This is a genomic window from Nocardia sp. CNS-044 (genome assembly GCF_059570515.1).
This window is the reverse complement of record NZ_JCANSX010000013.1, coordinates 166,859-185,088: the sequence shown is the minus strand read 5'-3', so window position 1 is coordinate 185,088 and position 18,230 is coordinate 166,859. Positions and strand designations below refer to the sequence as shown.

General features: G+C 70.5%; 20 protein-coding genes. 16 read left to right on the top strand and 4 right to left on the bottom strand.

Going from position 1 to position 18,230, the window contains the following annotated elements:
* Positions 1 to 157 precede the first annotated feature (157 nt).
* The 6 genes from T333_RS33185 to hisH all read left to right on the top strand — a co-directional run bounded on the left by T333_RS33185 (position 158) and on the right by hisH (position 6,357).
* A complete protein-coding gene (locus T333_RS33185; protein ID WP_355004134.1) occupies positions 158 to 1,693 on the top strand; it encodes a serine/threonine-protein kinase in 1,536 nt (511 codons plus the stop codon).
* Positions 1,694 to 1,852: 159 nt separating this feature from the next.
* Positions 1,853 to 2,455: a maleylpyruvate isomerase family mycothiol-dependent enzyme gene (locus T333_RS33180; protein WP_496426938.1), complete on the top strand. Its 603-nt coding sequence runs from the start codon at positions 1,853 to 1,855 to the stop codon at positions 2,453 to 2,455.
* A 149-nt stretch (positions 2,456 to 2,604) separates the two neighbouring features.
* The gene (gene hisD / locus T333_RS33175) at positions 2,605 to 3,942 is read left to right on the top strand and encodes a histidinol dehydrogenase (protein ID WP_357256735.1); all 1,338 of its coding nucleotides are present in this window, start codon (positions 2,605 to 2,607) and stop codon (positions 3,940 to 3,942) included.
* Positions 3,939 to 5,072 carry a histidinol-phosphate transaminase gene (locus T333_RS33170; protein ID WP_355004132.1) on the top strand — a complete coding sequence of 378 codons (1,134 nt, stop codon included), beginning with the start codon at positions 3,939 to 3,941 and terminating at the stop codon, positions 5,070 to 5,072. Before hisD ends, T333_RS33170 begins: the two co-directional genes overlap by 4 nt.
* Positions 5,073 to 5,092: 20 nt before the next feature.
* Entirely contained in the window at positions 5,093 to 5,725 is a 633-nt protein-coding gene (gene hisB, locus T333_RS33165; protein ID WP_141812686.1) for an imidazoleglycerol-phosphate dehydratase HisB, read from the top strand.
* Positions 5,722 to 6,357, top strand: coding sequence for an imidazole glycerol phosphate synthase subunit HisH (gene hisH / locus T333_RS33160; protein WP_355004130.1), 636 nt, complete (start codon positions 5,722 to 5,724; stop codon positions 6,355 to 6,357). The genes hisB and hisH overlap by 4 nt, the downstream gene beginning before the upstream one ends.
* A gap of 171 nt (positions 6,358 to 6,528) precedes the next feature.
* Here the strand turns inward: hisH and T333_RS33155 are convergent, their stop codons facing one another.
* Positions 6,529 to 7,050: a nuclear transport factor 2 family protein gene (locus T333_RS33155; protein WP_496426937.1), complete on the bottom strand. Its 522-nt coding sequence runs from the start codon at positions 7,048 to 7,050 to the stop codon at positions 6,529 to 6,531.
* A gap of 101 nt (positions 7,051 to 7,151) precedes the next feature.
* Between T333_RS33155 and T333_RS33150 the strand changes: the two genes are divergently transcribed.
* From T333_RS33150 to hisI, 5 genes are all read left to right on the top strand, one after another.
* The gene (locus T333_RS33150; protein ID WP_355004128.1) at positions 7,152 to 7,604 is read left to right on the top strand and encodes a MarR family winged helix-turn-helix transcriptional regulator; all 453 of its coding nucleotides are present in this window, start codon (positions 7,152 to 7,154) and stop codon (positions 7,602 to 7,604) included.
* A gap of 72 nt (positions 7,605 to 7,676) precedes the next feature.
* A complete protein-coding gene (gene priA, locus T333_RS33145; RefSeq protein ID WP_496426936.1) occupies positions 7,677 to 8,408 on the top strand; it encodes a bifunctional 1-(5-phosphoribosyl)-5-((5-phosphoribosylamino)methylideneamino)imidazole-4-carboxamide isomerase/phosphoribosylanthranilate isomerase PriA in 732 nt (243 codons plus the stop codon).
* Between the two features lie 11 nt (positions 8,409 to 8,419).
* Positions 8,420 to 9,247, top strand: a complete 828-nt coding sequence (locus T333_RS33140) for an inositol monophosphatase family protein (RefSeq protein WP_496426935.1) — start codon at positions 8,420 to 8,422, stop codon at positions 9,245 to 9,247.
* 4 nt (positions 9,248 to 9,251) lie between these two features.
* On the top strand, positions 9,252 to 10,025 hold the full coding sequence (gene hisF, locus T333_RS33135) for an imidazole glycerol phosphate synthase subunit HisF (RefSeq protein ID WP_357256743.1): 774 nt from the start codon (positions 9,252 to 9,254) through the stop codon (positions 10,023 to 10,025).
* 136 nt (positions 10,026 to 10,161) lie between these two features.
* Complete coding sequence (gene hisI, locus T333_RS33130) at positions 10,162 to 10,509, top strand: phosphoribosyl-AMP cyclohydrolase (RefSeq protein WP_097248387.1); 348 nt, start codon at positions 10,162 to 10,164, stop codon at positions 10,507 to 10,509.
* Positions 10,510 to 10,521: 12 nt separating this feature from the next.
* Here the strand turns inward: hisI and T333_RS33125 are convergent, their stop codons facing one another.
* The 3 genes from T333_RS33125 to T333_RS33115 form a co-directional block, all read right to left on the bottom strand.
* Complete coding sequence (locus tag T333_RS33125; protein ID WP_357256768.1) at positions 10,522 to 10,968, bottom strand: MarR family winged helix-turn-helix transcriptional regulator; 447 nt, start codon at positions 10,966 to 10,968, stop codon at positions 10,522 to 10,524.
* A 202-nt stretch (positions 10,969 to 11,170) separates the two neighbouring features.
* Positions 11,171 to 11,737 carry a permease gene (locus tag T333_RS33120; RefSeq protein ID WP_496426934.1) on the bottom strand — a complete coding sequence of 189 codons (567 nt, stop codon included), beginning with the start codon at positions 11,735 to 11,737 and terminating at the stop codon, positions 11,171 to 11,173.
* A 124-nt stretch (positions 11,738 to 11,861) separates the two neighbouring features.
* Positions 11,862 to 12,323 carry a peroxiredoxin gene (locus T333_RS33115; protein WP_355004123.1) on the bottom strand — a complete coding sequence of 154 codons (462 nt, stop codon included), beginning with the start codon at positions 12,321 to 12,323 and terminating at the stop codon, positions 11,862 to 11,864.
* Positions 12,324 to 12,537: 214 nt separating this feature from the next.
* On the opposite strand from T333_RS33115, the gene T333_RS33110 reads away from it, so the two are divergent.
* The 5 genes from T333_RS33110 to trpA all read left to right on the top strand — a co-directional run bounded on the left by T333_RS33110 (position 12,538) and on the right by trpA (position 18,057).
* Positions 12,538 to 14,142, top strand: coding sequence for an anthranilate synthase component I (locus T333_RS33110; protein WP_355004122.1), 1,605 nt, complete (start codon positions 12,538 to 12,540; stop codon positions 14,140 to 14,142).
* Positions 14,139 to 14,996 (top strand): TIGR02234 family membrane protein, encoded by an 858-nt coding sequence (locus T333_RS33105; protein WP_496426933.1) that lies wholly within the window; start codon positions 14,139 to 14,141, stop codon positions 14,994 to 14,996. The genes T333_RS33110 and T333_RS33105 overlap by 4 nt, the downstream gene beginning before the upstream one ends.
* A 183-nt stretch (positions 14,997 to 15,179) precedes the next feature.
* Complete coding sequence (gene trpC / locus T333_RS33100) at positions 15,180 to 15,998, top strand: indole-3-glycerol phosphate synthase TrpC (RefSeq protein ID WP_067846729.1); 819 nt, start codon at positions 15,180 to 15,182, stop codon at positions 15,996 to 15,998.
* Positions 15,998 to 17,260 carry a tryptophan synthase subunit beta gene (gene trpB / locus T333_RS33095; RefSeq protein WP_355004120.1) on the top strand — a complete coding sequence of 421 codons (1,263 nt, stop codon included), beginning with the start codon at positions 15,998 to 16,000 and terminating at the stop codon, positions 17,258 to 17,260. The genes trpC and trpB overlap by 1 nt, the downstream gene beginning before the upstream one ends.
* Complete coding sequence (gene trpA, locus T333_RS33090) at positions 17,257 to 18,057, top strand: tryptophan synthase subunit alpha (RefSeq protein WP_496426932.1); 801 nt, start codon at positions 17,257 to 17,259, stop codon at positions 18,055 to 18,057. The genes trpB and trpA overlap by 4 nt, the downstream gene beginning before the upstream one ends.
* Positions 18,058 to 18,230: the final 173 nt, after the last annotated feature.

Here is an 18,230-nt window from a genome sequence, read left to right as displayed (position 1 = left end):
CCGCCGTTCGGGTGATTTGGGCGGCGGATATATCCCGGCTGGCGCGGACCGCGCTCGGTGCGCCCGCTACACTCGTCGGCGGGCCGCGTCAGCGGTCAATATGCGGGATGTCACGATTTCGAGAAGGTTCGGAGTAGGCGCCATCGATACCGGTCAGTTGATCGCGGAGCATTACCGCCTGGTCGAGCGGATTGGTAGCGGCGGCACAGGTGTCGTCTGGCGTGCCACCGACGAGCGACTCCGGCGTTCCGTGGCGATCAAGCAGATCCACATAAAAGCGAGCCTGCCGGAGGCCGAACGCGACATCGTGCGCCAGCGCGCGACCCGCGAGGCCCGGAACGCGGCGCGCTTCCAGCATCCCAACGCGATCGTGGTGTTCGACATCACCGAGCACGAGGGCGACCCGTGCCTGGTGATGGAGTACCTGAAGTCGCGCAGCCTGGCCGCGGTGCTCTCCGCACAGGGCACGCTGCCGCTGACCCAGGTCGCGCGCATCGGCGAGCAGGTCGCCTCGGCGCTGATCGCCGCGCACCAGGCGGGCATCGTGCACCGCGACGTGAAGCCGGGCAATGTGCTGCTCGACGACCACGGCACGGTCAAGATCACCGACTTCGGCATCTCCCGCGCCACCGGCGACGTCACGCTCACCGAGACCGGCCTGATCTGCGGCACCGCCGCCTATCTCGCGCCCGAGGTGGCCCGCGGCGCCGATCCGACGCCCGCCGCCGACGTGTTCTCGCTCGGCGCCACACTCTTTCACGCGCTGGAGGGCGAACCGCCCTACGGCGCGAGCGCGAATCCGCTCGCGGTGCTCTACGCGGCGGCGAACGGTCAGGTCAGCCAGCCGCGTAACGCGGGGCCTGCCACCGATTTCCTGCTCGCGCTGCTGAACCCGGACCCGGAGGAACGGCCGAGCATGCGCGTCTCGCGCGACACGCTGGCCGCCTTCGCCGATTCCGGCGCCAACCCGGTGCCCGTCGGATTCGTCCCGGCCAGTGAGACTTTCGCGCGCCAGTCGGCCTCGGAGGCGGCGACGCGCGCGCTGCGCACACCCGTGCCGCAGCCCACCCACCAGCCGACCGAACGGCATGTCCGTCCGCTGCCTCCGCCGCAGCGCGCCGCCGCCCACCCGAACACGGCCGCGCATCCTAGGACGGCGGCCCAGCCGCGTCCGGCGTCCGGCTCCTCGGCGGGCAAGCGCCGCGCGGTGCTCATCGGCGGCGTCGTCGGCGCGGTGGTGGCCGTCGCCGCGCTGCTGATCGGCAGCCTGAACCAGTCGGACTCGAATTCTCCCGCGGCGCAGGCGACTCCGCCGTCGGCGAGCGCCACGGCCTCCGGCAAGACGACCACGACGGCACCGGCGCTGGGCCGCACGCCGAGCGCGGGCACCGTCGAGTGGGGACCGGCCGGTCAGCTGATCGTCGACTTCTACAGCAACCCCGGCGGGTCCTGGTCGCTGCTCACCCCGGCGGCGCAGAAGGCCTACGGCGGTGAACAGGCGTTCCGCGACTACTGGGGCTCGCGCATCGTCGACACGTTCTCCAGCATCCAGGCGGCCACCGGCTCCAACAACGCCGACGGCTCGGTGGACATGCGACTGGGCAACCTGACGGTGGAGGGCGAGTCCAAGCAGCTGGTGCTGCGTGTCGTGGACAGCGGCGGGCGACTGCTCATCGACAGCGAAACCCGCTGAGTCGCAACGCGTCAGCCGCGTTCGCCGCGCAGCGAGGTTTCGGTGCGGGTGCTCGGCTGGATCTCGGCCGAGCCGATCGGGTGAAACGGCTGGTCGCCTGAAAGGGCTTGGCGCGGTTGCCTATAGCTCCGCAGGCTCGCGGCCGAGTAGGCTTCCGGCATGACGATCAGGGGGATGCTGGCGGAGGAACGCGCCGAACTCATCGCGTTGCTGCGCGATCTGCGCGCGGAGGAATGGGAGACGCCGTCGCTGTGCGCGGGGTGGACGGTGCGGGACGTGGTCGGGCATCTGCTGTACGACACGATCGCACCGCTGACCTACGGGGGCATCGTCATCCGGTGCGGGCTCTCGATCGACCGCGTCAACGATCGGCTCGTCCGGAAGGCGCGGACGCTGTCGACCGACCAGCTGATGGACAAGTTCGAGAACGCCGCGGGCAAGCTGTCCCGGTCCGGTCCCGCCCTGGTGCTTGCCGACCTGTTCGTGCACCAGCAGGACATTCGCCGCCCGCTCGGCCGCACCCGTGCGATCCCGGCCGAACGGTTGCGTTACCTGGTCGAACATCCCGACCCGTTCGTCCGGCCGGGGCAACGCAGGAAGGGCTTGCGGTTGGTGGCCACGGACCTGGACTGGGCCGACGGCAGCGGGCCGGAGGTACGCGGGCCCGCGGAGGCGCTCACTCTCGCGGTGGTCGGGCGCGTGGCGGCGCTCGACGATCTCGAAGGTGAGGGAGTCGCCGAGCTGCGCCGCCGCTGCGGGTGAGCGTCGCGTTCGGCGATCCCACCGGTGTATCTCCGCCTTCGCTCCGGCCGTGCGCGGGCTAGCGGCGGACTGGCGTCCGGCGGCGTCCACTAGGCTGGTAGCGGCAACTTTCCTGTTGTGACCAGCTCCAGACAAGGATCGACACCGACATGACATCCCGCATCGAGCTCGCCCGCGTCGACTTGCGCGGTCGTACTCCTTCCGCTGCCGAGCTGCGCTCCGCGCTGCCGCGCGGGGGAGTCGACGTGGACTCGGTGCTGCATCAGGTGCGTCCGGTGGTGGAGGCGGTCCGCGACCATGGTGTCTCGGCGGCGCTGGAGTTCGGTGAGCGGTTCGACGGTGTGATTCCGGCGACCGTCCGCGTCCCGCGGTCCGAGCTGGTCAAGGCGCTCGACGAGCTGGACCCCGCGGTGCGCGCCGCGCTGGAGGAGTCGATCGCGCGGGCTCGCGCGGTGCACGCCGATCAGCGCCGCACCGACACCACCACCGAGGTGGTGCCCGGCGGCACGGTCACCGAACGGTGGGTGCCGGTGGAGCGGGTCGGGCTGTACGTGCCCGGCGGCAACGCCGTCTACCCGTCCAGCGTGGTGATGAACGTGGTGCCCGCGCAGACCGCGGGCGTCGGTTCGCTGGTGGTCGCCTCGCCGCCGCAGGCCCAGTTCGGCGGGCTCCCGCACCCGACCATCCTGGCCGCCGCGCAACTGCTCGGCGTCGAGGAGGTGTGGGCGGTCGGCGGCGCGCAGGGCGTCGCGCTGCTCACCTACGGCGGCGTCGACACCGACGGCGCGGAACTCGAGCCGGTCGACCTGATCACCGGCCCGGGCAACATCTACGTCACCGCGGCCAAGCGGCTGTGCCGCGGCTTGGTCGGCATCGACGCCGAAGCGGGTCCCACCGAGATCGCCATCCTGGCCGACGCCACCGCCGATCCGTCGCACGTCGCGGCCGACCTGATCAGCCAGGCCGAGCACGACGTGCTGGCGGCCAGCGTGCTGGTGACCGACAGCGTCGAGCTCGCCGACGCGGTGGACGCCGCGCTGAGCACCCAGATGACGGTGGTCAAGCACGGGCACCGGGTGCGAGAGGCGTTGACCGGCAAGCAGTCCGGCACCGTGCTCGTCGACGACATCGACCAGGGCCTGCGCGTGGTCGACGCCTACGCGGCCGAGCACCTGGAGATCCAGACCGCCGACGCGTCCGCGGTCGCGGCCCGGGTGCGCAGCGCGGGCGCGATCTTCGTCGGCCCGTACGCGCCGGTCAGCCTCGGCGACTACTGCGCGGGCTCGAACCACGTGCTGCCCACCGCGGGCTGCGCGCGGCACTCGTCCGGACTCAGCGTGCAGACCTTCCTGCGCGGCATCCACGTCGTCGAGTACACCGAGGCGGCGCTGAAGGATGTCGCCGGGCACGTGGTCGCGCTGGCCAACGCCGAGGATCTTCCGGCGCACGGCCAGGCCGTCACGGTGCGATTCGAGACCCTGTCATGACCGGTCAGCTCACTGCGCCCGGGTCCGCGATCGGCCTGGACGATCTGCCGCTGCGCGAGAACCTGCGCGGCAAGAAGCCTTATGGCGCACCGCAATTGACCGTTCCGGTGCAGTTGAACACCAACGAGAACCCGCACCCGCCGAGCCGCGCGCTCATCGACGACGTGGCCGAGTCCATCCGCGCCGCCGCCGCGGATCTGCACCGCTACCCGGATCGCGACGCGGTGGCGCTGCGCACCGACCTGGCGAACTACCTCACCCGCCAGACCGGCGTCACGGTGGATACGGCGAACGTCTGGGCGGCCAACGGTTCCAACGAGATCCTGCAGCAGCTGCTCCAGGCCTTCGGCGGACCGGGCCGCAGCGCACTGGGTTTCGTGCCTTCCTACTCGATGCACCCGATCATCTCCGAGGGCATCGACACCGAGTGGGTCGAGGCCAAGCGCAACGCCGATTTCTCCCTCGACATCGACTACGCGCTGGCGGCCATCGCCGAACGCAGGCCGGACGTGGTCTTCGTGACCAGCCCGAACAACCCCACCGGACACAGCATTCCGCAGGACGACCTGGTGCGGATCCTCGACGCGGCGCCCGGCATCGTCGTGGTCGACGAGGCCTACGGCGAATTCTCGGCGGCGCCGAGTGCGATCGCGCTGATCGACCGATTCCCGGCGAAGCTGGTGGTGAGCCGCACCATGAGCAAGGCCTTCGCGTTCGCGGGCGGCCGCCTGGGCTACCTCGTCGCCGCGCCCGCGGTGATCGACGCGATGCTGCTGGTGCGGCTGCCCTATCACCTGTCGGTGGTCACCCAGGCCGCCGCGCGCGCGGCCCTGCGGCACGCGGACGAAACTCTCGGCAGCGTCGCGGAATTGGCGGCGCAGCGCGACCGGGTCGCGGCCGCGCTCGGCCAGCTGGGCTTCGAGGTGGTACCCAGCGACGCCAATTTCGTGCTGTTCGGCCGGTTCGCCGACGCGGGCCGGGCCTGGCAGCGATACCTGGACCGCGGCGTGCTGATCCGCGACGTCGGCATCCCCGGCTACCTGCGCGCGACCATCGGCCTCGCCGCCGAGAACGACGAGTTCCTGCGCGTCAGCGGCGAGCTGGCAGGCAGCGAACTCACGCCCCGATGAACCCCGTGGAGGAAGCACCGATGACAAGGACCGCGCGGGTCGAGCGCATCACCAAGGAATCCAGCATCGTCGTCGAACTGGATCTGGACGGCACCGGCAAGACCGAGATCTCCACCGGCGTCCCGTTCTACGACCACATGCTGACCGCGCTCGGCGCGCACGCCAGCTTCGACCTGACCGTGCGCGCGGAGGGCGACATCGAGATCGAGGCGCACCACACGGTGGAGGACACCGCCATCGTGTTCGGGCAGGCGCTCGGCAAGGCGCTGGGTGACAAGTCCGGCATCCGCCGCTTCGGCGACGCCTTCATCCCGATGGACGAGACCCTCGCGCACGCGGCGGTCGACGTGTCGGGTCGGCCGTACTGCGTGCACACCGGCGAGCCGGAACACCTGCTGCACGCGGTGATCCCGGGCAGCCCGGTGCGCGGGCGCTCCGAGCCGGGCGCGCCGTACTCCACGGTGCTCAACCGCCACGTCTTCGAGTCGATCGCGCTCAACGCCCGGATCGCCCTGCACGTGCGGGTGCTCTACGGCCGCGACCAGCACCACGTCACCGAGGCCGAGTTCAAGGCCGTGGCGCGGGCGCTGCGCGCCGCCGTCGAGCTCGACCCGCGGGTGAGCGGTGTGCCGTCGACGAAGGGAACGCTGTGACAACGAAATCCGTCGCCCTGCTGGACTACGGCTCCGGCAACCTGCACTCCGCGGAGCGGGCGCTGGTGCGCGCTGGTGCGCGCGTCGAGGTGACCGCCGACCCGCAGATCGCGCTGGCCGCAGACGGTCTCGTGGTGCCCGGCGTCGGCGCGTTCGCGGCTTGCATGGCGGGGCTGCGCGAGGTGCGCGGCGAACGCATCATCGGCCAGCGCCTGGCCGGTGGGCGTCCGGTGCTCGGCATCTGCGTCGGCATGCAGATCCTGTTCGAGCGCGGCGTGGAGTTCGGCGTGGAGACCGACGGGTGCGCCGAATGGCCGGGCGTGGTGGAGCGGTTGTCCGCGCCGGTGCTGCCGCACATGGGGTGGAACACCGTGTCGGCGCCTTCCGACAGCGTGCTGTTCAAGGGCATGGACGCCGATACCCGGTTCTACTTCGTCCACTCCTACGCCGCGCAGACCTGGGACCTTCCGCCGAGCGAGCACTTCGCGTCGCCGAAGCTCACCTGGGCCGAGCACGGGGTGCCGTTCCTCGCCGCGGTGGAGAACGGTGCCTTGTCCGCCACGCAGTTCCACCCGGAGAAGTCCGGCGACGCGGGAGCTCATCTGTTGCGTAACTGGATCGACTCGTTGTGAGCCGTAAGCGCTGACCTTCGATTGACTACCGTCGATAGTGAAATGGATTCGACGGTAGTCATATGGCGGCTTTTCAAGATCGAATCGCAACCATTCGACTACCGTCGACTTCGGGCGCTCTGACCCGAGGACGGGCAACCCTGCGGTGGGGCGCTTCGCGGGGCTGCGGAGCTAGAACCGCGTACCGATCGCCCACTGCGGCGTGCTTCGTATCCGGGAAAGCCGCCATCCCTCCGCAGTTCGCATGGCGTCGAAACTGTAGATCTCACCCAGGGTGTACTTCGGTTCGGTGAGCGCGCCCTCGACCACCGGTGCGAAGGTGGCCAGCAGATTGGCGCGGACGGCGGCAGTGTCGCCGCGCAGATCGACGATCACATTGCTGATGAAGTGCTGAACCTTCTTGTCCGCGGAGTGACTTCGTCCCGCCTGCGCGATCATCGCGTCGACCCCCTGCGCCGTACCGCCGGGCGTGGTGGCGCTGGCGTCGGCGGTGTAGATCTGCCGGAAGTCCTCGAACGCGCCTTCGTCCAGCGCGTGGCCGAGGCGGTCGACGAGTGCGGTGATGTGGCTGCGGTCCAACAATTCTCGGATTTCCCGCCGCTCGGCGTCGGCGGCCGTCGCGGTGGACGAGCAGGCGGCGAGCGCCGCGATCGGCAACAGGGCGAGGGGGAGGACGAGGCGGATCTTCTTCATGTCGATGGCCTTTCGTATCAAATGTTGGCGACTCCAACGTTGGCATGGCCAACGATATCGAATGTGGGTCCCGCCAACAAGTGGGTTGCTAGATTGGTGCCATGGAGATCGCGCACAATGGCGTCGCGGGCAGGCTGCGCGCGCTGCCCACCCGGCTGATCAACCAGGTCGCCATCGTGGCCGACCGGGCGACGGAACGGGCGCTGGAAGACACCGGATCGCGCCGACACCACTACGCCCTGCTCACCACGCTGCGCGAATTCGGTCCAGCGAGCCAAGCCGATCTCGGCCGCCGCACCCGCATCGACCGCAGCGACATCGTCGCGGCGCTCAACGACCTGGCCGACCGCGGTTTCGTGGAACGCAGCCCCGACCCCGGTGATCGCCGCCGCAACATCGTCACCCTGACCCGCCCCGGCGCTCGCCATCTCGACGACCTGGACGGGCGCCTCGACATCGCGCAGGACGAGTTGCTCGCCGCGCTGTCCGCCGCCGAGCGCCGCCAGCTGGTCGGCCTGCTCACCCGGATACTGGACGATCACTCGCGATCTTGACCGCCGCCGAACCCGGTGCGTTTCCGCAGGCCGGAGGTAGGGCGCGGGGAGTGGCCGACTATGCTGCTCGGAGTGAGTCTTGTGCTGCTGCCTGCCGTCGATGTCGCCAATGGAGAAGCCGTGCGCCTGGTCCAGGGGGAGGCGGGCAGCGAGACCAGCTACGGCTCGCCCCGCGACGCCGCACTGGCCTGGCAGGAGGCGGGCGCCGAGTGGGTGCACCTGGTCGACCTGGACGCGGCGTTCGGCCGCGGCTCCAACCGTGAACTGCTCGCCGAGGTGGTCGGCGAACTCGACGTGCGAGTCGAGCTGTCCGGCGGCATCCGTGACGACGAATCCCTCGAGGCGGCGCTGGCCACCGGCTGCGCCCGCGTCAACCTCGGCACCGCCGCGCTGGAGGATCCGGTGTGGTGCGCCAGCGCCGTCGCCAGGCACGGCGAGCGCATCGCCGTCGGCCTCGACGTGCGCATCATCGACGGCGAGCACCGGCTGCGCGGCCGCGGTTGGGTCAGCGACGGCGGCGACCTGTGGGAGGTGCTCGAACGTCTGGAGCGCGACGGCTGCTCGCGCTACGTGGTCACCGACGTCACCAAGGACGGCACCCTGACCGGCCCGAACCTGGACCTGCTCCGCGACGTGTGCGCGGCGACCGACGCCCCGGTGGTCGCCTCCGGCGGCGTCTCCACCGTCGAGGATCTGGTCGCCATCGCCGGGCTGGTGCCCGACGGCGTCGAAGGCGCGATCGTCGGCAAGGCGCTGTACGCGGGCCGGTTCACCCTGCCCGAGGCGCTCGCCGCGGTGCGCTGATCCGAAAACCGATGGCTGCCAACCTGATCGCGGAGCTTCCCGAACTGCTCGCCGTGGCGAGCGAGATCCTCGACGACGCCAGTGGGCGTTTCGTCGAGGGGCTCGGCGCGCCGAGCGCGGTCACCAAGGGCCGCAACGACTTCGCCACCGAACTCGACCTGGAGCTGGAACGGACCGTCTCCGAGGGCCTGGCGCTGCGCACCGGAATCGAGGTGCACGGCGAGGAATTCGGCGGTCCGCAGCTCACCGCCGGCACCGCGTGGGTGCTCGACCCGATCGACGGCACCTTCAACTACTCCTCCGGTCACCCGCTCTCCGGCATGCTGCTCGCGCTGGTGCGCGACGGCGAACCGGTGCTCGGACTGACCTGGCTGCCGATCCTCGGGCAGCGCTACGCCGCGATGCGCGGCGGGCCGGTGCTGCTCAACGGCAAACCGCTCGCGCCGCTGCCGTCCGCGAAGCTGGCCGACTCGATGATCGGATTCGGCGCCTTCAACGTCGATTCCGACGGACGCATCCCCGGCCGCTTCCGCTTCGATCTGCTCGGTCCGCTCAGCAGGCTGTCCTCCCGGGTGCGCATGCACGGCTCCACCGGCATCGACTTGGCCTTCACCGCCGCCGGGGTGCTCGGCGGCGCGATCGTGTTCGGCCATCACCCGTGGGACAACGCGGCGGGCGTCGCGCTGGTCCGCGCGGCGGGCGGCGTGGTGACCGACCTGGCGGGCGAGCCGTGGACCATCACCTCCGGCTCCGTGCTCGCGGCGGCGCCCGGGGTGCACGAAGAACTGCTCGAGATGATCTGCACGGTCGCCGATCCGTCGACCGCCGAGGAAGGATGAGCCGATGACGTTGGCCGTACGCGTGATCCCGTGTCTGGACGTGGACGCGGGCCGGGTGGTCAAGGGCGTCAACTTCGAGAACCTGCGCGACGCGGGCGATCCCGTCGAGTTGGCCGCGCTCTACGACGCCCAGGGCGCCGACGAACTGACCTTCCTCGACGTCACCGCCTCCACCGGCGACCGAGGCACCATGATCGACGTGGTGACCCGCACCGCCGAGCAGATCTTCATCCCGCTCACCGTCGGCGGCGGCGTGCGCACCGTCGAGGACGTGGACCGGCTGCTGCGCGCGGGCGCGGACAAGGTCTCGGTGAACACCGCCGCGATCGCCAGGCCCGAGGTGCTGCGGGAGATGTCGGAGCGATTCGGTTCGCAGTGCATCGTGCTCTCCGTCGACGCCCGCACCGTGCCCGACGGCCAGCCCGACACCACCTCCGGCTGGGAGGTCACCACGCATGGCGGCAAGCGCGGCACCGGCATCGACGCCGTCGAATGGGCCGTGCGCGGCGCCGAACTCGGGGTCGGCGAGATCCTGCTGAACTCGATGGACGCCGACGGCACGAAGACCGGCTTCGACCTGCCGATGATCCGCGCGGTCCGGGCCGCCGTCTCGGTGCCGGTCATCGCCAGCGGTGGCGCCGGGGCCGTCGAACACTTCGCCCCCGCGGTGCAGGCTGGCGCGGACGCCGTCCTCGCCGCCAGCGTCTTCCACTTCGGTGACCTCACCATCGGCCAGGTCAAGGACTCCATGCGCGCGGAGAAGATCGTCGTTCGCTGAGTGCACGGTCCCGCCGGACGCGAGCCGGCGAGGACGTTCGGGTGTTGGTGGCCGGAGGACCAGCGGCGCAAGGTACTCGCAGCGCTGCGCCGCACGCGCCGGACCGACGCCGCGACGGCCCTGTTATAACGGTGACATGACATTGGACCCCGCCATCGCCGCCCGCCTCAAGCGCAACGACGCGGGGCTCGTCGCGGCCGTCGCGCAGGAGCGCGGCACCGGGGATGTGCTGATGGTCGCCTGGATGGACGACGAGGCCCTGGCTCGCACCTTGGAATCGCGCAAGGCGACGTACTATTCGCGCTCGCGCCAGCAGTACTGGGTCAAGGGCGAGACCTCCGGTCACACCCAGTACGTGCACGAGGTGCGGCTGGACTGCGACGGCGACACCGTCCTGCTCGTCGTGGACCAGGAGGGCGCGGCGTGCCACACCGGCACCCACACCTGCTTCGATTCGGACGTGCTGCTCGGCGAACCCAGCTGACGGATCAGGCGTTCACTCGGTCGACCGGTCACCTCGGGCGGCGCCGTCGGTCGAGGCGAGCTGACCGATCACCTCGGTGAGCCGCTGCGCGAGGATCTCGCTGAGATCGGCGAGCTGCGCCTTCTGCGTGGCGTCCAACCCGTCGAAAACCAAGCGCCGCACCGCGTCCAGATAGCCGGGCGCCGCCTCCACGACCTTGAGATAGCCGTCGTCGGTGAGGACCGCTTGGACGCCGCGGCGACCCACCGTCGACGAGCGTTGCGCCCAGCCCAATCGCTCCAGCTTGGAAACCACATGGGACAGCCGCGATAGCGAGGCATTTGCTTTGTGGGCAAGGTCACTCATTTGGAGCCGATGTCCCGGTTCCTCGGAAAGCAACGTCAGAACCCAATACTCGAAATGAGTGACTCCGGATTCGCGCTGCAATTGGGTATCCAAGGCGCTCGGCAGCCGCGTCATCAGCGCCACGACCGCGCGCCAAGCCCGTTGTTCCACGGGATCCAGCCACTTCGTCACTATGCGCCTTCTTTCGAGCCAAGTGACGTGGGGGTAGTTAGGGAGCCTATCGATTATTGAGAAGCGTAGTCACGGTCACTCGCGTCGACGAGTTTGCCACGACTTCGCTCGAGGGTCATACAGATCACCGATGTCGTGAGTTCATTCACAGGTGGTCGTGGTGTGTCGGGGTCGTGTCCGGCGCGGGGGCGGTCGCGGACGCGGCCTTCCTGCGCCGCATTCCGCGGCGCGTGGCGAGGTACACAGCGCCGAGGAAGAACAGCACCGCGAGCACCGCGCCGACGAGACACGCGCCGCGGAACGCGGGCGCGTCGACGTCCAGGATGCGCTCGCCCGCGTGGGCGGCGTTGTTGCCGCCGAGCACGATGGTCAGTGTCATCAGATTCGGTATCGCCACGAGGACGGCCAGCACCGCCGCCGCGCCCGCCAGGAACTTGCCGGCCCGCTTGCGCCACATCAGCACCGCGAACAGCAGCAACAACAGCGGGACGAGGGTGCACATGCCGCCGAGGAGCAGTCCCCAGCCGATGCCCTTGGCGAAACTGCCGTTCACCATCTCGGCGAGCCGCTGGGCCCACCACCGCGGGATGAAGGCGGCCAGGATGAGGTAGGTGACGACGAGGGCCACGAACAGGACCACGCCGCCGATGATCCGATTGCGCCAGACGGACGCGCTGGATTTGCCGTCCGGCCGAACCTCGCTCGAAGTCATGGGTTCAGCGTAGGCCGACCGGTCGGTCTCCGGACGGCGGTGCGCGTCGGCGTTTCGCCTCGTCGGCGCTACCGGACGGTGTCCGCTCCGGCCGCGCACGGCCGGAGCGAAGGAGGAAAAACGCTCAGCGGACGCGCTCGCGCAGGAAGGCCAGCGCTTCGTCGGCGTGCGCGTCGGCCCGCAACTCTCCAGTGATCACTTCGAGCACGGTGCGGTCGGTGTCGATGACGAAAGTCTGCCGCTTCACCGGCGCGAGTTTGCCGAGCAGTCCGCGCTTGACGCCGAACTGCGCGGCCACCGCGCCGTCGCGGTCGGATAGCAGGGGATAGTCGAGTCTTTGCTTGGTGGCGAAGCCCGCCTGGGTGTCCACGGCGTCGGTGCTGATGCCGACGCAGGACGCCCCGAGCGCGGTGAATTCCGCGGACAGATCACGGAAGTGGCATGCCTCCGCGGTGCAGATCGGGGTATTGGCGCCCGGGTAGAAGAACAGCACCAGCGGTCCCTCGGTGAGCAATTCGTCGAGGGAGCGGACGGTGCCGGACTGATCGGGGAGCTCGAACTGTGGGGCGAGCTGGCCTTTGCGCATAGATCAGAACAGTACCGGGCGTACTGGACGCTCGGTACTGTCCGTTCGGCCGCCGATCGCCGGGCCGGGAGGTGGGTCGCTCGAAGCCGACGCGGCGAGAGTAGGGACGCGCGCGCCCACGGCTCACGGGTGCGCGAGTCGCCGGCGACGCGCCGATGGCGGCCTTGGACCGGGCCGGACGAAGTCCGAGCGTCCGCCCTGGGATGATGGAGGAATGCCTGGCGCGTCCACTCCCACCACCACGACCCGCGAACAGTTCCATCTGCTCGCCGCGGAACACCGGGTGGTCCCCGTGACCCGAAAGGTGCTGGCGGACTCCGAAACTCCGCTGTCGGCCTATCGCAAGCTGGCCGCCGATCGGGCGGGCACCTTCCTGTTCGAGTCCGCCGAGAACGGACGGTCCTGGTCGCGCTGGTCGTTCATCGGCGCGGGCAGCCCGTCGGCGCTGACCGTGGTGGACGGCGAAGCGGCCTGGCTCGGCAACATCCCGGTGGACGCTCCCTCCGGCGGCGACCCGCTGCTCGCGCTGCGCGAGACGCTGCAACTGTTGCGCACCGAGCGGCTGCCCGATCTGCCGCCGCTGACCGGCGGCATGGTCGGCTACCTCGGCTACGACGCGGTGCGCCGCATCGAGCGGCTGCCCAACCTGGCCGCCGACGACCTGCGACTGCCCGAGATGGTGCTGCTGCTGGCCACCGACCTGGCCGCCTTCGACCACCACGAGGGCGCCATCACCCTGATCGCCAACGCCGTGAACTGGAACGGCACCGCCGACCGGGTCGACGAGGCCTACGACGACGCGGTCGCGCGGCTGGACCGGATGACCGAGGCGCTCGCCGCGCCCGCCCAGTCCACCGTCTCGGTCTTCGACCAGCCCGAGCCGCAGTACCGCCGCCAGCGCACCTCCGACGAATTCGGCGCGGGCGTGCGCAGGTTGGTCAAGGAGATCGAGGCGGGCGAGGCGTTCCAGGTCGTGCTCTCCCAGCGGTTCGAGATGGATTACCACGGTGAGCCGCTCGACCTGTATCGGATGCTGCGGGCCTCCAACCCGAGTCCGTACATGTACCTGATCCACGTCCCCGACGGCGAGGGTGGCACCGCCTTCTCCATCGTCGGCTCCAGCCCGGAATCGCTGGTGACCGTGAAGGAGGGCGTGGCGACCACGCACCCGATCGCGGGCACTCGCTGGCGCGGCGTCACCGAGGAGGACGACCTGCTGCTGGAGAAGGGCCTGCTCGCCGACGAGAAGGAGAACGCCGAGCACCTGATGCTCGTCGATCTCGGGCGCAACGATCTCGGGCGGGTCTGCCAGCCGGGCACGGTGCGCGTCACCGAGTACCGGCATATCGAGCGCTACAGCCACGTCATGCACTTGGTGTCGACGGTGTCGGGACGGCTGAAGCCGGGCAAGGTCGCGTTGGACGCGGTGAGCGCCTGCTTCCCGGCGGGCACGCTCTCGGGTGCGCCGAAGGTGCGCGCGATGGAACTCATCGAGGAACTCGAGCCGACGCGGCGCGGCGTCTACGGCGGTGTCGTGGGCTACCTCGACTTCGCGGGCGACGCCGACACCGCGATCGCCATCCGCACCGCCCTGCTCAAGGACGGCGTCGCCTACGTCCAGGCGGGCGCGGGCGTGGTCGCCGACTCCGACCCGGACTACGAGGACGTGGAATCGCGCAACAAGGCGATGGCGGTGCTGAAGGCCGTCGCCGCCGCCGAGACCGTGCGCGCGTACGGCGCCGCGGGTTCCGCCTCCGAAGCCGATGCCGCGCCCACGGGCGATGCCGATGCGGCGAACCGAGACGGCGGAACCCTATGAGCAACGAACCCGACCGACATCCGCGCGCCTCGGCCGAACCCGACGAGTCGTCCGCGGCCGAGGCGGTCGCGCCCCCCGGACGCGCCGAAGGACGTCGGTACCCGGTCGGGGCCATCGTGCTTCTCGCGCTCGCCGCGGCGCTGATGTGGGGCTCGTCGAGGCTGACCTGGGTGACGGTGTCGTCCTCGGACGGGCTCACCGAACCGCGCACCGACGAGCTGAACGGCAGCGTCTGGTTCGGGGCGCTCACCCCGCTGGCACTGGTGCTGCTCGCGGCCATCGCCGCGCTGCTCGCCACCAAGGGATGGCTGCGCCGGATGGTCGGTGTGCTCGTCGCGCTCGTCGCCGCGGTGACCGCCGTGCCCGCCTTCGCATTGCTCACCGGACAGGGCGCGACGTCGGAACGCGCCGCCGCGCTGGCCGAGTTGCCCGGCCGCGCTACGGTCACCGAGGTGACCACCGCCCCGTTGCCCGCGGTGCTCACGTTGGCCGCCGCGTTCGCCGCATTCGCCGCCGGTGTCCTGCTCGCCAGGATGCCGAGGGAGTCGGGCAGGCTCTCCGGCAAGTACGAGAGTCCGGTGGTCCGTCGCGAGGCCGCCACCGAAGAGGTGACCAAGCGGCGCGCCGCGGACGACTCCGGGCAACTCTCCGAGCGGGTGCTGTGGGACGCGCTGGACGCGGGCACCGATCCGACGGACGACACGCCCGGCGCGATGCCGGATTCGGGCGACCGCGCGGTGTCCGAATCGCGCGAAAACGTGAATCCGATTGCGCGCGAGGGAGACGAGCCCGATTCGCCCGACACCGCCGCGTCGAACCCGCGCGACCGTGCGGCGGACGGCGGTGCGGGCTGACGTGACCGCCCAGACCACGTCCCGTGGGTTCCCCGCATGGTGCGACCGCAGGTCGGCCGCGGAGCTGAACCCCGGCGGCAAGACAAGAGGTAAGGCCATTTATTCTTTGTCAGCATCGGTGAGACAGCGCCTGGGGGGATTCTCAGGCAGCAAGTCCGTCTCCCCAGAAAGGATTCGAGCCAGATGACGGTACTCGACTCGATTCTCGACGGGGTCCGCGCGGATGTGGCCGCACGGGAAGCCCTCTTGGACTTCCCCGCCATCAAGGCCGCAGCCGCCGCCGCGCCCGCCCCGCTGGACGCGCGCGCCGCACTCCTGGAAGACGGCATCGGCGTCATCGCCGAGGTCAAGCGGGCGAGCCCGTCCAAGGGACCGCTGGCCGACATCCCGGATCCCGCGAGCCTGGCCAAGGCCTACGAGGACGGCGGCGCCCGCATCATCAGCGTGCTCACCGAGGGACGCCGTTTCGGCGGCTCGCTCGACGACCTGGACGCGGTGCGCGCCACCGTGAACATCCCGATCCTGCGCAAGGATTTCGTGGTCGGTCCCTACCAGATCCACGAGGCACGCGCGCACGGCGCCGACGTCATCCTGCTGATCGTCGCGGCGCTCGAGCAGGACGTGCTCTCCTCGCTCATCGATCGCACCGAATCGCTCGGCATGACCGCGCTGGTCGAGGTGCACACCGAGGAAGAGGCCGACCGCGCGCTCTCCGCGGGCGCGTCGGTGATCGGCGTGAACGCCCGCAACCTCAAGACGCTCGAGGTGGACCGCGACGTGTTCGCACGCATCGCTCCCGGGCTGCCCACCGAGGTCATCCGGATCGCCGAGTCCGGCATCCGCGGCACCGCCGACCTGCTGGCCTATGCCGGTGCGGGCGCGGACGCCGTGCTCGTCGGCGAGGGTCTGGTGACCAGCGGCGATCCGCGCGCGGCAGTGTCGGAGCTGGTGACCGCGGGCACCCACCCGTCCTGCCCCAAGCCGGCCCGGCGGGGCCGGTGATGGCGGTGCACGGACTACCCCAGGCCAGCGCGGGCGTCGCCCATCCGAGTTCGCACGAACCGGATCTCGGCGGCCACTTCGGCGTCTACGGCGGCAGGCATGTGCCCGAGGCGCTGATGGCGGTGATCGAGGAGGTCACCGCCGAGTACGAGAAGTGCCGCGCCGACCACACCTTCCTGGACGAACTGGACCGCCTGCAGCGCGACTACACCGGACGTCCTTCGCCGGTGTTCGAGTGCAAGCGGCTCGCCGAGCACGCCGGCGGTGCGCGCATCCTGCTCAAGCGCGAGGACCTGAACCACACCGGCTCGCACAAGATCAACAACGTGCTCGGCCAGGCGCTGCTGGCCAAGCGGATGGGCAAGACCCGTGTCATCGCGGAGACCGGCGCGGGCCAGCACGGCGTCGCCACCGCCACCGCGTGCGCGCTGCTCGGCTTGGACTGCGTCATCTACATGGGCGCGGTCGACACCGCCCGCCAGGCGCTGAACGTGGCGCGGATGCGGCTGCTCGGCGCCGAGGTCATCTCGGTGACCACCGGCTCGCAGACGCTCAAGGACGCCATCAACGAGGCGCTGCGCGACTGGGTCACCAACGCCGAACAGACCTACTACTGCTTCGGCACGGCCGCGGGCCCGCACCCGTTCCCGCTCATGGTGCGCGACCTCCAGCGCATCGTCGGCCTCGAGGCGCGCCAGCAGGTGCAGGACCTGACCGGCAGGCTGCCCGACGCGGTGACCGCGTGCGTCGGCGGCGGCTCCAACGCGATCGGCATCTTCCACGCCTTCCTCGACGATCCGGCCGTCCGGCTGATCGGCTACGAGGCGGCGGGCGACGGCGTCGACACCGGCAGGCACGCCGCGACCTTCACCGGCGGCACGCCGGGCGCGTTCCAGGGCGCCTACTCGTACCTGCTGCAGGACGAGGACGGTCAGACCATCGAATCCCATTCCATCTCCGCGGGATTGGACTACCCGGGCGTCGGCCCCGAGCACGCCTACCTCAAGGACATCGGCCGCGCCGAGTACCTGCCCATCACCGACACCGAGGCGATGGACGCGCTGCTGCTGCTCAGCCGCGCCGAGGGCATCATCCCGGCGATCGAGTCCGCGCACGCCGTGGCGGGCGCGCTGAAGCTCGGCGAGGAACTCGGCCCCGGCGCGATCATCCTGGTCAACCTGTCCGGCCGCGGCGACAAGGACATGGACACCGCGGCCCGCTGGTTCGGGCTGTTCGACGCACCGCAGGAGACCGAGTCGTGAGTCAGCAGTCCCGTCTCGCCAACACCTTCGCCGCGGCGCGCGCGGAGAACCGGGCCGCTCTCATCGGCTACCTGCCCGCGGGCTACCCGGACCTGGCCGGTTCCATCGATGTCTGCCGCGCGATGGTCGAATCCGGTTGCGACATCATCGAAGTCGGCGTCGCCTACTCCGACCCGGTGATGGACGGCCCGACCATCCAGGCCGCCGCCGAGCAGGCGCTGCGCGGCGGTGTGCGGGTGCGCGACGTGTTCACGGTGGTCGAGTCGATCGCCGAGGCGGGCGGCAAGGCCGTGGTGATGACCTACTGGAACCCGGTGCTCAAGTACGGCGTCGACCGTTTCGCGCGCGATCTCGCCGCGGCGGGCGGCGCGGGCCTCATCACGCCGAATCTCATCCCGGAAGAGGCCGACGACTGGTTCGTCGCCTCGGCCGCGCACGATCTGGACCGCATCTTCCTCGTCGCGCCGTCCTCCACCGAGGAGCGACTGGTGAAGACGCTCGAGGCGAGCCGCGGTTTCATCTACGCGTCCTCGACCATGGGCGTCACCGGCGCACGCGACGTGGTGTCCTCCGCGGCGCCCGCACTGTGCGCTCGCGTCCGCTCGCACTCCGACATCCCGATCGGCGTCGGCCTCGGCGTCCGCAACGGCGCACAGGCCGCCGAGATCGCCAGCTACGCCGACGGCGTGATCGTGGGTTCGGCGCTGGTCACGGCGGCGGCCGGCGGGCTGGACGCGGTGCGCGCGCTGACCCGCGAACTCGCCGACGGCGTACGCTCGGCGACCGTCGCCTCGTAGGACCTGTCCTCGGGCGGAGTCCGTCCAGAGCGCGCACGGCCGCGGCGAACGCGGAGGCACGCCCGGCCGGTAGTGCCGAGTGGAGGCCGTCGAAGTCCCGCGTACGGCCGGGGCGAGAGGCGGCGGGAGGCCCGCCGGATCGTGCGCTTCGCCGGTCCTCGGCTACGGTGGCC